Annotated in this window: 1 pseudogene; it reads right to left on the bottom strand. The window is 70.9% G+C overall.

What is annotated here, in order from left to right:
- Positions 1–241: pseudogene (locus tag FF041_RS35955) on the bottom strand (DNA cytosine methyltransferase); the annotation flags it as partial.
- Positions 242–306: the final 65 nt, after the last annotated feature.

The raw sequence follows: 306 nt of genomic DNA, 5'->3' as shown, positions 1-306 counted from the left end.
GTGCCGCTGGTTCGGCGACCCCTTGATCCCGTCCGACGCCTTCGGAGTCGGCAGCAGCCACTCCACCTCGTCCGCGAGATTCGGCCCGTGCCCACCCTGCTTCCTCTTGGCCGGATGCTGGCTCCCGCCGTTCTTCCCGATGTTGCTCGTCGGCGTCTTCAACAGCGGCGCGGCGGGGCCAGGCGGTGAGGAAGACCCGCTCGCGGCGGTGAGGTGCGCCGACGTCGGAGGCCCGAAGCACGCGCCAGCGCGCATCGAACCCGAGGTCGGCCAGGGATCCGAGTACGGCACCGAGTGCCCGCACAA

The sequence above is a fragment of the Streptomyces jumonjinensis genome (genome assembly GCF_009600885.1).
GTDB classification, from domain to species: Bacteria; Actinomycetota; Actinomycetes; order Streptomycetales; family Streptomycetaceae; genus Streptomyces; species Streptomyces jumonjinensis.
Note: the sequence above shows the minus strand (reverse complement) of the source record. Positions and strands in the feature narration are given on the sequence as shown.